Annotated in this window: 13 protein-coding genes; 6 read left to right on the top strand and 7 right to left on the bottom strand. The window is 40.5% G+C overall.

The annotated features are described in order from the left end of the window. The first annotated feature begins 36 nt into the window (after nt 1–36). The 3 genes from BV375_RS25630 to BV375_RS25620 all read left to right on the top strand — a co-directional run bounded on the left by BV375_RS25630 (nt 37) and on the right by BV375_RS25620 (nt 6,117). Entirely contained in the window at nt 37–1,506 is a 1,470-nt protein-coding gene (locus BV375_RS25630; RefSeq protein ID WP_086765704.1) for an integrase, read from the top strand. A gap of 116 nt (nt 1,507–1,622) precedes the next feature. After that, nucleotides 1,623–5,408, top strand: coding sequence for a PAS domain S-box protein (locus tag BV375_RS25625; protein WP_086765702.1), 3,786 nt, complete (start codon nt 1,623–1,625; stop codon nt 5,406–5,408). 70 nt (nt 5,409–5,478) lie between these two features. Next, the gene (locus BV375_RS25620) at nt 5,479–6,117 is read left to right on the top strand and encodes a Uma2 family endonuclease (protein ID WP_086765699.1); all 639 of its coding nucleotides are present in this window, start codon (nt 5,479–5,481) and stop codon (nt 6,115–6,117) included. Between the two features lie 14 nt (nt 6,118–6,131). Here the strand turns inward: BV375_RS25620 and BV375_RS37180 are convergent, their stop codons facing one another. From BV375_RS37180 to BV375_RS25605, 4 genes are all read right to left on the bottom strand, one after another. Continuing rightward, nucleotides 6,132–6,308, bottom strand: coding sequence for a hypothetical protein (locus BV375_RS37180; RefSeq protein ID WP_166507528.1), 177 nt, complete (start codon nt 6,306–6,308; stop codon nt 6,132–6,134). 409 nt (nt 6,309–6,717) lie between these two features. After that, nucleotides 6,718–7,047, bottom strand: coding sequence for a hypothetical protein (locus BV375_RS37770; protein ID WP_086765697.1), 330 nt, complete (start codon nt 7,045–7,047; stop codon nt 6,718–6,720). A gap of 139 nt (nt 7,048–7,186) precedes the next feature. Further along, a complete protein-coding gene (locus BV375_RS25610) occupies nt 7,187–7,828 on the bottom strand; it encodes a caspase family protein (RefSeq protein WP_086765695.1) in 642 nt (213 codons plus the stop codon). Between the two features lies 1 nt (nt 7,829). Further along, nucleotides 7,830–8,219 carry a hypothetical protein gene (locus BV375_RS25605; RefSeq protein WP_086765694.1) on the bottom strand — a complete coding sequence of 130 codons (390 nt, stop codon included), beginning with the start codon at nt 8,217–8,219 and terminating at the stop codon, nt 7,830–7,832. Nucleotides 8,220–8,694: 475 nt separating this feature from the next. Between BV375_RS25605 and rsmA the strand changes: the two genes are divergently transcribed. The 3 genes from rsmA to BV375_RS25590 are packed head-to-tail and all read left to right on the top strand — an operon-like array spanning nt 8,695 to nt 10,827. Next, nucleotides 8,695–9,507: a 16S rRNA (adenine(1518)-N(6)/adenine(1519)-N(6))-dimethyltransferase RsmA gene (gene rsmA, locus BV375_RS25600; RefSeq protein WP_086765692.1), complete on the top strand. Its 813-nt coding sequence runs from the start codon at nt 8,695–8,697 to the stop codon at nt 9,505–9,507. 15 nt (nt 9,508–9,522) lie between these two features. Then, nucleotides 9,523–10,476 (top strand): 4-(cytidine 5'-diphospho)-2-C-methyl-D-erythritol kinase, encoded by a 954-nt coding sequence (gene ispE / locus BV375_RS25595; RefSeq protein ID WP_086765691.1) that lies wholly within the window; start codon nt 9,523–9,525, stop codon nt 10,474–10,476. A gap of 24 nt (nt 10,477–10,500) precedes the next feature. Continuing rightward, nucleotides 10,501–10,827, top strand: coding sequence for a DUF3082 domain-containing protein (locus BV375_RS25590; RefSeq protein WP_086765689.1), 327 nt, complete (start codon nt 10,501–10,503; stop codon nt 10,825–10,827). Nucleotides 10,828–11,094: 267 nt separating this feature from the next. On the opposite strand, the gene BV375_RS25585 is transcribed toward BV375_RS25590, so the two are convergent. From BV375_RS25585 to BV375_RS25575, 3 genes are all read right to left on the bottom strand, one after another. Beyond that, the gene (locus BV375_RS25585) at nt 11,095–11,502 is read right to left on the bottom strand and encodes a hypothetical protein (RefSeq protein WP_086765688.1); all 408 of its coding nucleotides are present in this window, start codon (nt 11,500–11,502) and stop codon (nt 11,095–11,097) included. A gap of 41 nt (nt 11,503–11,543) precedes the next feature. Continuing rightward, the gene (locus BV375_RS25580) at nt 11,544–11,894 is read right to left on the bottom strand and encodes a formylmethanofuran dehydrogenase subunit E family protein (protein WP_086765686.1); all 351 of its coding nucleotides are present in this window, start codon (nt 11,892–11,894) and stop codon (nt 11,544–11,546) included. Between the two features lie 125 nt (nt 11,895–12,019). Further along, nucleotides 12,020–12,328 (bottom strand): metal-sensing transcriptional repressor, encoded by a 309-nt coding sequence (locus BV375_RS25575; RefSeq protein WP_086765684.1) that lies wholly within the window; start codon nt 12,326–12,328, stop codon nt 12,020–12,022. Between the last annotated feature and the right edge of the window lie 223 nt (nt 12,329–12,551).

Below are 12,551 nucleotides of genomic sequence, written 5' to 3'. Positions count from 1 at the left end.
CTATGCCATTGAATTTAGAAATAGCCAAAAAAGCTTATGTCTAGCAATGAATCCAGTAACTACGACCTCCGTAATGCTGAATGGGATGGTGTTGGAATTGACCAATGGGAGCCATCCAAATGGAAACAATGGAAAGCCAAATCTTCCGCATCATACGAAGGTGTGAAGATAGAGCGCGAATATCTCAGGATAAAACATGCTATTAGACAAGCTAACTCGGCATTAAGTTTGGAGAGAGTGAAGGTAAAACTTAAGCTAACTAGTGCTAAAACTATTGGTTTACAAGGGACTTTTCCCTGTAAACCTGGTGATGTAGGAAAAAATGGTAGTCCAAGTAAGCAGTATACCATTTCGTTTGGGTTTGCTGCTAATGATGTAGGTGTAAAAACAGCAGTAGTAAAAGCACGAGAATTAGATTTGTTATTGATGACAAAACAATTCCGGTGGACACCAGAGTTACTAGGAAAACAAGCTCAAAAAATATTTTTTCCAGAGCAGGAAAATTCTACCAAACTCATCAGTGAATGGATTGAAGATTATCAGCGGGAGTTTTGGAAAACTCATGAGCAGAACAGACAAGGCATACGTACTTGGGAAACTCATTATATAAGGCATTTGAAAAAACTACCTCAAGATGTACCAATGTCTTTATATGCTATAGAAAAAGCATTAGAAAGAACTAAACCTAATACATCTGGGCGGTTTTTCTTAGTATGGCAACTAAAAAAGTTTTGCGAATTTTGCGGTATTAATGGCTTAAAAACAATTGATGCTTATGCCACTCCTAAGCCTTATCCAACAATTCGCAAAGTCCCATCAGATGCAGAAATTATCCAAAGTTTTACTAAAATTGGGCTGCCTTTATCAGCATATGCTAGTAAAGATAATTTGACACAACCTGAACAATGGCAATGGGCATATGGGATGTTAGCCACGTATGGCTTAAGGCCTCATGAATTATTTGCTGTAGATATAGAAGCTTTTACTAATCCCCAAAATACTTTTCATGTAGTAAACCTAAATCCTAGTTTGACAGATGGGACTAAAACTGGTGAACGCAGTTGTGGGATTCCGCCATTACATCCCCATTGGGTGGAATTGTTTGATTTAAAAAATGTGAAATTTCCCTACAATGAAGGGAAACTAAGTAATAAAACGGCAAAACTTTATATCAGATTTAGAGTTACTAATCTGGGTTTTAGACCTTATGAATTACGTCATGCTTATGCCATCCGTGGGCATCGACTGCAAGTTCCCATTAAAACGATGGCCGATTACATGGGACATACAGTGCAAGAACATACCAAGACATATCAAAGATGGATGAACGAAGATGCAAATTTAGCAATTTATCGAGAAGTTGTAATTCACAGACAAGGTACAACCAAGGAAGCATTGAAAGCAAGAATCAGTGAATTGGAAGCTGAAACTCAGGCTCTGAAGGCTGAAAATGCCACACTCAAAGCATTACTCATTCAGCATCAATTGGGTGAGATGCTGTCTTAAAACTAGACAATGGGAATGAGATTTTAATGCTAGGCATAATGTTGTTTGCTTAATTAAATTGGGAACAATAAATGTTGAAGTTGCCTTTATTTTCCTAGCTGGCAAGTAACAAAACTATGGCTTGCAATCTCATCTCTGTAGATAAAAATACTTACGAATCTCTTCAACAAGAGCTGATAGAACTTCGTCAGATAGTGGAGTCTAATCGCTGCTTAAATAGCCTACAGCAGATGCGCTTGTTTATAGAATACACACCAGCTGCGATCGCTGTATTTGACCGTCAGATGTGCTACCTCGCAGCTAGTCGGCGCTGGCGAGAAGATTATAGCTTGAGCGATGAGGATATTATTGGTCGCTCTCATTATGAAATATTCCCTGAGATTCCCCAGCATTGGCGAGAAATTCACCAACGTTGTTTAGCAGGTGCTATTGAGAAATCCGCAGAAGATGCCTTTACTCGCGCAAACGGGACAACCGAATGGTTGAAGTGGGAGATACATCCTTGGTACGAAGACTCTGGTATAGTTGGTGGCATCATCATCGTTACCGAAGCGATAACTAATCGCAAACAGGCAGAAATAGCATTAATCAACAGCGAAAAGCTGTTAAGGGATATTGCCGCTAACGTACCAGGCGCAATTTTTCAGTTCACCAACCGTAATGATGTTTGGAGAGTTGATTATATCAGCGACTTTATCTGGGAACTGGCAGGAATTACGGCAGCAGATATGATACAGGACTTCAATAGCTTTGTTGCTCGCGTGCATCCAGAAGACATTGAAGACTATGTTGCCTCGGTAGTAGAGGTTTTGAAAAATTCCATTCCTTGGCACTATGAAGGACGGTTGATTAAACCTAACGGAGAAATTGTGTGGTGGCAAGGAGACTCAACTCCTATGCGAAACGACCAAGGAGAAATTATCTTCTGTGGTGTACTATTGAACATCACTGACCGCAAGCAGATAGAAGAAGAACTCAAACAACTCAATGAAGAATTAGAAGCCAGAATTGAGGAACGTACAGCAGATCTGCGCCGTAGCGAAGCCAGGTTGCAACGATTAGCAGATAATGTACCAGGGATGCTTTATGAATTTCGGCTGACACCTGATGGCACAATTTCTTTTCCTTATGCTTCTTCGAGATCTAGAGAAATTCTGGGATTAGAGCCAGAACAAATAACAGAAGATGCCTCGTTAGTATTTAGCCTTGTTCACCCTGATGATCTTGTAGAAGTGCAACAAGCAACTGCTCGCTCCGCCCAAACTCTACAAAACTATGAAAGCGAATGGCGGATGATCACTTCCTCCGGTCAGCAGAAATGGCTTAAGGCATTCTCCCGACCAGAGCGCCAGCCAGAAGGAGAAATTCTCTGGTATGGTTGCTTATTTGATATTAGCGATGTCTACGACGAGCTACGCCAACGCCAACAAGTACAGCAACAACTGCAAGAGCAGGCACAGTTTTTGCAAAGCATTTGGGAAGGTGTAGACTATGGCATTTTTGTTTTAGATGTTTTAGATAATGGCGCAGAGTTTCGTTACGTTAAATTCAATCCAGCCATGCTCAGAAATAGTCCAATTCCCCTTGAACCTTTCTTGGGAAAAACAATGGCAGAGGCCCTACCTGCTGAGATGGCACATTACTATCGCCAACACTACCGTGAATGCATCAATTTGGGCAAGAGTATATTCTATGAGGAGTTTTTCTATGCTCATGAACAGGAAACTTGGTGGCTATTAAATATCACACCTCTTTTAGATAGCACCTCACGAATTTCTCAGTTGGTTGTAACGGCGACTGACATCACAGAACGCAAGCAAGCTGAACAAGAACGGCAAAGATTTGTTTCTCTGATTGAAAACAGCAGTGACTTCATTGGTTTTGCCAGCTTAGAAGGAAAACCAATGTTTATTAATGAAGCTGGACTCAAGCTAATTGGTATTGATAATTTAGCAGCAGTAGAAAACTTCAGGATTATTGATTGCATCTTACCAGAAGACAGAGAATATATGCGGCAGCACATTTTACCTGCTGTTATAGAACGTGGTTTATGGCAGGGAGAATATCGTTTCCGACACTTTCAAACTGAAGCACCAATCCCAGTTGACTTCAATATGTTCATGATTAAGAGTCCTGATACTGGTGAGCCTTTGTGTTTGGCAACGATTACTCGTGATATTAGCGAACGCAAACAAGCAGCAGATCAATTGCAAGAACAAGAGCAGTTCTTACGTAGTATTTATGATGGTGTTGATCAACTCATATTTGTGGTTAACGTTCTGGAAAATGGTGAACTTCGGTTTGCTGGCTGGAATTCACCTACAGAAAAAGCAACAGGATTTAGTAACGCACAGGTGATAGGTAAGACTCCAGAGGAGGTGTTTGGTACTGTTCAAGGTGCAGCAATTAATCAACGATATCAAAGCTGCATAGATCAAGGTTTTGCTATCAAATACGAAGAGTGCCTAAGCTTTTATGGTAAAGAAACTTGGTGGTTTACCACAATCAATCTTTTGAGAAATAGCGAAGGTCGAATTTATCGACTTGTGGGAACAACGTTTAATATTACTGAGCGTAAACACGCAGAAGAAGCGCTCCAAGCTAGTCAACACTTCATTCAACGCATTGCCGATTCCTCTCCTAATATCCTCTACATCTTCGATTTAGAAGAACAACGCAATGTTTACGCAAATAAAGAAATTGTCACTCTTCTCGGTTACTCTAATGCAGAAATTAACCAGATGGGAGAACATCTGATTCCCACTATTATGCATCCAGATGATTGGGAAACAGTCAAATGTCACTATGAAAAATTTCTTACCGCCAAAGATGGTGATATTTTTGAGTTTGAATTTCGAGTAAGACAAGCCAATGGCGAGTGGTGCTGGCTCTACAGTCGAGAAACGCCTTTCAACCGCACTGATGGCGGAAATATCAAGCAAATTTTGGGTGTATCAACTGACATTACTGAACGCAAACAAGCGGAAATTCAATTACAACAACAAGCGCAAAACTTGGAAGCAACCCTGCGCGAACTACAACGCACCCAAACTCAACTGATCCACAGTGAAAAAATGTCCTCAATAGGTAATATGGTTGCAGGTGTTGCCCATGAAATTAACAATCCAGTCAATTTCATTCACGGTAATCTGATTCCTGCCAGTGAATACACTAAAGACTTGTTACGACTGGTAGAACTCTATCAACAACACTACCCCGATCCTCCAGAAGAAATTCAACTAGAAATTGCAGATATTGACCTTGAATTTCTCAAAGAAGACCTAGTAAAACTTCTCCAATCTATGCGCATAGGTACTCAACGCATTCGTGAAATCGTTTTATCACTCCGCAATTTCTCACGTTTGGATGAAGCTGAATTTAAGCAGGTAGATATCCATGAAGGCCTTGATAGTACTTTGATGATTTTACATAACCGTCTGAAAGCTAAACCAGATCATCCAGAAATTTTGGTAATTAAAGAATATGCTAAACTTCCCCTGATTGATTGCTACCCCGGTCAATTAAATCAGGTGTTTATGAATATTTTAAGTAATGCTATCGATGCTTTAGAAGAGTCATTAGTAAATAACTTTGAGCAAATGACAAATCCACAGATTCGCATTTGTACAGAAGTTATCAATAGGAATCGCGTAGCTATCCGAATTTCAGATAACGGTAAGGGAATCCCTCTAGCAATCCGATCTAAATTATTTGACCCTTTCTTTACTACCAAAGATGTGGGTAAAGGAACTGGATTAGGGTTATCAATTAGTTACCAAATTGTAGTAGATAAACATAGCGGTAAATTATCTTGTAACTCGATACCAGAACAAGGTGCAGAATTTGTAATTGAGATTCCTGTTACTCAGATCAAAGTCAGTGAAACGGCGCGATCGCAATAATGCTTCTGACATGAGATACAATATGATTGAGTTGGTACTAGTTAGGTGAACTGTAGAAGCGAGGCAAGTTATGTTACTTAAACTCAACCAACTAATTGTACCTGTCGGTCATCAGTTATTGATTAAAAATATATCCTGGTCGGCATACAAAAATATTTTGGCAGAATTGGGTGAAAATCGCAGTTCTCGCATATCTTACAGTCAAGGAATGTTAGAAATCATGGCTCCATTACCAGAGCATGAGGTAAGCAAAAAAATTATTGGAAATTTGGTAGAAATCTTACTAGAAGAACTCGATATAGAATTTTGGAGTTTAGGTTCTACTACTTTTGACCAAGAAAAAATGGATGCTGGGGTAGAACCTGATGATTGTTTCTACATTCAAAATGAAGCGGCTGTTCGCGGTAAGGATAGAATTGATTTAAGTGTTGACCCGCCTCCAGATTTGGCAATTGAAATTGATATTACCTCTCGCACTCGGTTTAATAATTATGAAGTATTAGGTGTGCCGGAATTATGGCGTTGGAAGGGAAATAGGCTAGAAATTAACATTTTGATTAATGGTAAATATGTAGCATCTACAGCTAGTGCTATTTTTCCTAATTTACCTATTTATCAAGTTATTCCTGAATACTTAATGCAGAGTAAAACTGAGGGGAGAAATGCGACGATGAGAGCCTTTCGTGCTTGGATAAGAGAGCAGATGTAATTGTTGATTTTTGGTTATGATGCCATTCTCTTTTTTATTTCCTCTATTAATTGTTCTGTAGTCTTGACTACTATACGTCCTGGTTTGGCTCTAACAATTTCCAAATAGTGCTGAAATGCATCTTCATCGTCAGGGTGTGCAATTACGTATTTTCTTAGTTCGACTTCGCTAAGACTTAAATAGTCGCTCATTGTATTATTTTCTCTCCATTACTCAGAATTTCAATTTGGATAGATTCACCTATCAAAATCACGATTCGGTTGCTTCTTTCATCAAATCTCACCAGGGTTATGTCACGGAATAAATTGCTAGTGCGAACGCAAAAATCAAAAAATGCTTCGAGTTGCTCGACGCTAGGTTTCATTAATTATTGTTCACTTTTCTTTTTTACTAATATTAAAAGTTTCGCTTTTTCTGCCTTTGTTCCTCTACACCCCCGTTTTTCATAGGTTGATTTTTACCAAGTTCGCTATAAATTTAGTTTAGCGATTTTAAATCCGTTGTGGGTAAGGTTTTCAGCACAGTGTGTTCTGAGAAAAAGATTGAGAAAATCACCTGTTTTTGAAAAAAATGTTGGTAACGCATTTTTCAAACCAAGAGCTACGGCGGCTTTGAAGTTGGGCGATCGCATTTTCTTTCAATTATATGATTCTGTTGTAGCTTATTTCCGGTTGGATACGAAGTCAAATCTAGTATCTGTACCATGTCCAAAGTGACACCATTCCCCAAGTCTTCAACAAAGTATTTCGCCTCACCCTTACTGGGGTTAGCGGGTTTTCCCTTTGCATCCACCGTAACTACATCAAATGGAAAACTTTGTAAGCGATTTTGCGAGGTGGGAAACTGGGTAACAGAACTGGCTGGTGTTGTAGGTTGTTTACCTGTACTGGGTGTTGATGGTTGAGAATTGTCTTTTGAACCAAATAACAAACGTCCTCCAACAATGACGGAACCAACCCCAGCCCCTACTAACCCAACAATTTGAATGAAACGCCGTCGCGGTAAGATCAGCGATGGTAGCTGTGGTGATGTAGATTTTGTAGATGTTCCCTTCCTAGAAATCTGAGTATTAGATTACAGTGGCGCATTGACCTTGAATTCCTAACCCTTCCAGTAGCGCAGTGGTAAAAGCACCTTGTTGTAACGCCTCAATTTCATAAGAATATTCCTGGGGACTACAAGAAAAAATGCTGATAACTCCTTGTTGACGCGCTTGTTCGGCGGTTTGTCGTTCAATTCCTTCGCCACCTTTTTGAGCAAGACTGCGACAAGCGTCTAAAATCAAGACAACGTTATCAGCACCACAGCGACGCAAGCGTTCTGTGACAAAGTTAATCGCAATTGCGGTGTTTTCAATATCCTCTGGATCGCCATCGCAGGGCATGAGATAATCGCGGTCATTGTGGCGTATGCCATGACCACTAAAGAAGAACCAAAAGTTATCTCCTGCACCTAAGAAGAAAATTTCAAATAAATGGCGCAAGATTCGCAGTAAGTTAGTGCGGTTTGGGCGAGTCGATTTTCCCGCAATATCAGGGGAGTCATCACTGAAAAAGTATATGCGCTCAAACCCTGCTTCATTGTGGAGAAACTCCTGTATTAACTGTGCATCCCGCTGGGCATATTTTAGCGGTTGCAGAAAATCATATCGGTTAATGCCGATCGCGTTCCCGTTTCGGGTTGCCGAAGGCATCGCCCAATTTTTCACCATCTCATTTTGCTTCTTGTCGTTTGAAGGTCAGCTTAATTGCTCCTTTACCGCTAGCTTTAGCACCACTGCCAATTAACTTTACTTCGCCTTCACCGCTAATTTCTACTGAGAGTTCAATTTCTTCTAGCTGCATTCCGGAGTTAACTTTAGCTTGCTGTTCTGCACGGCTGAATAAGCGTCCTACTACTTGCAGAAAGTGAGACATTTCTTGCTCTAATTTTTGGGCGCTAACTCTCACTGCATCTCCAGCCCCTTTACTACTCGTAGTTTCTCTTGTTTCTTCTCTCCAGTCACCTCCTCTAGTAATACCGCCTTTTGTACCGTCAGGAATGGAAATTTGAGGGGTGTCATCGGTGACAATCCAAATGCTATCTGAAGGTGTTTCTGGCATGGTGGGTTAAGTGTTTATCTCAGATTTTCTAAAAATACCATACATATATACAGCGGTATCAAGGGTGATTTCGGTAAAAGTTTTTTCTCACGCAGAGCCGCAAAGGCGCAGAGAGGAATGAGAAATTAAATCCAAAAATCTTGGCGTTACTCTGCGCTACCTTCGCGTCCCTCTGCGTTTAAAAATTCTCTTAATTAATATCAAGTTATAATAAGCGATCGCCTAAATTTCACTTTATTCACATCTTCATAGAAAATGGTTAAAGTCTGATTTTCTGGCATCTTATGGCGAATGTAAGTCTATCAAAACCCGCGCTGCCAGGTTTCCATATTTAGACAGTTACAAACACATTTAGACGCAAAAGTCAATAGCCAAACCAGGAAAATGAGACAAAAAAGGGTAGTAAAAAGTAAGAAAAAAATAAGAAATGGATTTTTTGTTAAACGCTAGAAAGTATATAGAGAGGGAAAAATAGATGGTGCGACCGCGCAAGGTCTTTGCTCAGCATTGGCTCAAAAGTGAGAAGGCTCTAGACGCAATTGTGAAGGCGGCGGAGTGTCAAGGGAGCGATCGCCTTCTGGAGATTGGCCCGGGAACGGGTATTCTAACTCGTCGTTTATTACCTTTAGTGGAATCGTTAGTTGCTGTAGAAATCGACCGCGATTTGTGTGCATTATTGGCAAAGCAATTAGGTAAAAGAGAAAATTTTCTCTTGCTGCAAGGAGACTTTTTGACTTTAGATTTACCAGGAAATTTGGCAGCATTTCCTAATTTCCAAAACCAAAATAAAGTAGTTGCTAATATCCCCTATAACATTACAGGGCCGATAATCGAAAAACTCTTAGGTACGATTGCTAATCCCAATCCTCAACCATTTGATTCAATAGTATTATTAGTGCAAAAAGAAGTAGCAGAAAGGTTGTATGCTAAACCGAGTTCCAAAACTTTTGGAGCGTTGAGTGTTAGGGTGCAATATCTGGCAGAATGTGAGTTAATTTGTACAGTCCCAGCAAGTGCATTTCATCCAGCACCAAAAGTCGATTCAGCAGTAGTTAGGTTGCGTCCTCGACAGATAGAAACACCAGCAATTGATCCGCGAAAATTGGAGAATTTGGTGAAGCTAGGATTTGGGGCGAAGCGAAAAATGTTACGAAATAATTTACAACCAGTAGTAGAACGCGATCGCCTGACCCACTTACTGGAACAATTAGAGATAAATCCCCAAGTACGCGCTGAAGACCTCAGCGTATTCCAATGGGTGACTCTAGCCAATCAATTAACAGACTGACTGCTGATAAATTTTATGCGTTCTTACACCTTAATTGCGCCTGCTAAAATTAACTTGTATCTGGAAATCATTGGCGATCGCCCGGATGGATTTCATGAGTTAGCGATGATACTGCAAAGTATCGAACTCGCAGACCAGATTAGCGTGCGTTCTCTTAGCACAGAAAATATTCGCGTCCACAGCCAACACCCACAAGTACCTACAGATAAAAGTAATCTGGCATACCGCGCAGCTGAACTCATGGTGAAGGAATTTCCCGATACCTTTGCCAAGTATGGTGGTGTAGAAATTACCATCGACAAGCATATTCCGGTAGCAGCTGGGTTGGCTGGAGGTTCAACAAACGCCGCAGCAGTGTTGGTAGGGATAGATTTACTCTGGAATTTGGGGTTAACTCAAACAGAACTCGAAGAATTAGGAGCAATCTTAGGTTCAGACGTACCCTTTTGTATCGCAGGTGGAACGGTGATTGCTACAGGTAGAGGCGAGCAACTTTCTCCTCTACCGAGTTTGGACAATATATATATAGTATTGGCGAAATATCGGAGCTTAGAAGTTTCCACTGCTTGGGCGTACAAAACTTATCGGCAGCAGTTTGGTAATACATATATAAAAGATAATGCCGACTTAATTGCTCGTGCTAACGCAGTTCACTCCGGGCCGATAGTGAAAGCGATCGCTAATAAAGATGCAGCAGACATCGCTCAAAAATTGCATAACGATCTAGAGCGTGTAGTCTTACCAGAGTATTCCCAAGTTCTGCAACTGCGAGAATTGTTTGCATCACAAGAAGGTGTTTTAGGAACGATGATGTCTGGTTCCGGGCCAACAGTTTTTGCTTTGGTTGAATCGCAACAGCAAGCAGAAGTAGTAAAGCAACAAATAAGAGCTGCTCTTCCTGACGAAGATCTAGAATTGTTTGTGACGCGAACAGCTACACATGGAATTAAAATCGCATCCTCAGTTTAAGTAAAATCCAAAATCCAAAATTGTATGACCGATCCAAATTCACTTCCTCAACCAGATGCTCAAGCACAGGTACAAACCAGTCCGTTACGCTGTGTAACCGGAGCAATTATTTCCGGAGGATTAGGATACGCTCTATATTCGCTGATGATTGCGATCGCCACAAGTTTTGCGAACAAACCCATCCATTCAGATAATCAATTAGTGGTTAGACTAACCTCTGCTGTTCGGACATTGGTAGTCGGCTTAGTCGCCTTGGGTTCTGGAATATTTGCTTTAGTCGCCGTTGGTTTGTTGGCTTTGGCTGTGCAACTACTGGTGCAAAAGTTCAAAAAAAATCCAGAGTCCAATTAAAGCCAGATTTATCCGCGTGGTCTTCATACCAACTTGCAATCAAAAGACTGCAACTTAGTATCAATTTTGAATTTTGCGAAAAGTTGCGTGCGGTGAGTCCAGTCCTGTTCGGCGAAGCCGTTCCCAAAGGGTAGGCGGGTTTCCCACCGTAGGGAACTGGCGCTCGCGTAGCGTATCCGAAGGATTCACCCGAAGGGGGGTTCCCCCCGTTGAGCAACGCCAGTTGCTTCAAGTCGGGGAACCCGCCTAACGCACTGCCTCAACTTTTCAAGACGAATTTTGAATTCCCTTGAGGGGTTGATGTTGCATCAATTTCCTCACATCCTCAACAGGTAATCCTAACTCTTGGCTAATTGCGGCTTCCAGTTGAGTTAAGTCTGTGACGAAAAATTCAAATTGTAATTCCTTGACCACTGGGGAATCTGTCTTAACTTTCACTCTGGAAATACCTAGACGCTTGTTGATTTCTGGTTGGATTGAAAGTACAGTTCTGTTAGGCTGCTTCGTCAATTGAGTATCAACCTTTAGATATCTTATTGTTTGGTGAGAGCGAGTTAACATCGCATCCATCAAAAACCCGCATCCCAACCAAAAGGCTAATCCCAACAGAGGTAAAGGCAACCAAAACTCTAATCCCAGAGAATGCAAGATTTTAAACCATCGGGATTGGAGCATAATTTTATCAATAAGTAGTCATGCAAAATTAAATATACTATCTACCATGAATTCCCAAAGTTACTTACGTCGCTTTTAGAGGGTATGACCTGTAGTGAGATTTGCCCTGGTGTGGCAACTGTAGCAATCATAATGCCATCCACAACGCAAGGATAAGGCGCATTAGCACCATCAAAATAAGTAACGTCCAATTTGCGCGGTTTAGTATTAAGATGCTTCATTGCATCTAATCCTATACGAATTCCTAAAGCAATATAACTACCAAAACCTCCATGTATGCGCTTTCCTAGAGTAACCCATTCGTCTGGCGTTTGGGCTTTTACTGGTACAAACGGAACTAAAATAGACAAATAAATGAGTAAAGATATAAATCGCTCAAGTTTTTTATGCATCACTATACTTTGCCAAAATAACTACTTAAAATCGTAATTAAGTTAAATAAATAAACTCTAACGCTCAAACCATTTTGCTAATAGCAACTAACGAGCAATAACTTCACTGTGTAACCAACCTAAATCTAAGTTAAAAAGCGATCCAATACCGTCTTTAATGCTTCAATCTCAGTTTTAACATCTCCTTGTTGAGTAGTTCGAGCAACGGATTCCTTGAGATATTCATCTAAAATGATTCGACCAACTTGCTGAACTGCTCCTCGGACAGCAGCTATTTGAATCAATACATCTGGACAAGGACGACTATTCTCAACCATATTCTTGACACCCCGAATATGCCCTTCAATACGGGACAATCGCTTCATTAAATCCTTAACAGATGCTTCACTGTAACTATGCTGAAGATTGGATAAGTTTTCTTGATGAGAATTCATATAGCTATTTGTAGTACTTGATAGGTTTGGATATTTATCAGTGAAAATTTACTAGTAGCTTGAAATTTAAATTAATATTAAAAACTTTTGATAGTAGCAAGTACCTATTTGAATAACGATTGAATTTGGCTGATTCAAACAAATTCAAGCTCTTTAAGATGAACTGACAGGTGCATGTTCCAGCTGACAGTAAGGGCGGCTATAGGATAATGGTGACTCTAAC

The sequence above is a fragment of the Nostoc sp. 106C genome (genome assembly GCF_002154725.1).
Classification (GTDB): Bacteria; Cyanobacteriota; Cyanobacteriia; order Cyanobacteriales; family Nostocaceae; genus Aulosira.
This window is presented reverse-complemented; position numbering and strand designations above follow the sequence as displayed.

What these genes read in the sequence shown, in the direction of transcription:
- BV375_RS25585 (WP_086765688.1), bottom strand. Translation starts at nt 11,502, where the DNA reads ATGCTCCAATCCCGATGGTTTAAAATCTTGCATTCTCTGGGATTAGAG.
- BV375_RS37180 (WP_166507528.1), bottom strand. Translation starts at nt 6,308, where the DNA reads ATGAGCGACTATTTAAGTCTTAGCGAAGTCGAACTAAGAAAATACGTA.
- ispE (WP_086765691.1), top strand. Translation starts at nt 9,523, where the DNA reads ATGCGTTCTTACACCTTAATTGCGCCTGCTAAAATTAACTTGTATCTG.
- BV375_RS25575 (WP_086765684.1), bottom strand. Translation starts at nt 12,328, where the DNA reads ATGAATTCTCATCAAGAAAACTTATCCAATCTTCAGCATAGTTACAGT.
- BV375_RS25605 (WP_086765694.1), bottom strand. Translation starts at nt 8,219, where the DNA reads ATGCCAGAAACACCTTCAGATAGCATTTGGATTGTCACCGATGACACC.
- BV375_RS25610 (WP_086765695.1), bottom strand. Translation starts at nt 7,828, where the DNA reads ATGGTGAAAAATTGGGCGATGCCTTCGGCAACCCGAAACGGGAACGCG.
- BV375_RS25620 (WP_086765699.1), top strand. Translation starts at nt 5,479, where the DNA reads ATGTTACTTAAACTCAACCAACTAATTGTACCTGTCGGTCATCAGTTA.
- rsmA (WP_086765692.1), top strand. Translation starts at nt 8,695, where the DNA reads ATGGTGCGACCGCGCAAGGTCTTTGCTCAGCATTGGCTCAAAAGTGAG.
- BV375_RS25630 (WP_086765704.1), top strand. Translation starts at nt 37, where the DNA reads ATGTCTAGCAATGAATCCAGTAACTACGACCTCCGTAATGCTGAATGG.
- BV375_RS25590 (WP_086765689.1), top strand. Translation starts at nt 10,501, where the DNA reads ATGACCGATCCAAATTCACTTCCTCAACCAGATGCTCAAGCACAGGTA.
- BV375_RS25625 (WP_086765702.1), top strand. Translation starts at nt 1,623, where the DNA reads ATGGCTTGCAATCTCATCTCTGTAGATAAAAATACTTACGAATCTCTT.
- BV375_RS25580 (WP_086765686.1), bottom strand. Translation starts at nt 11,894, where the DNA reads ATGCATAAAAAACTTGAGCGATTTATATCTTTACTCATTTATTTGTCT.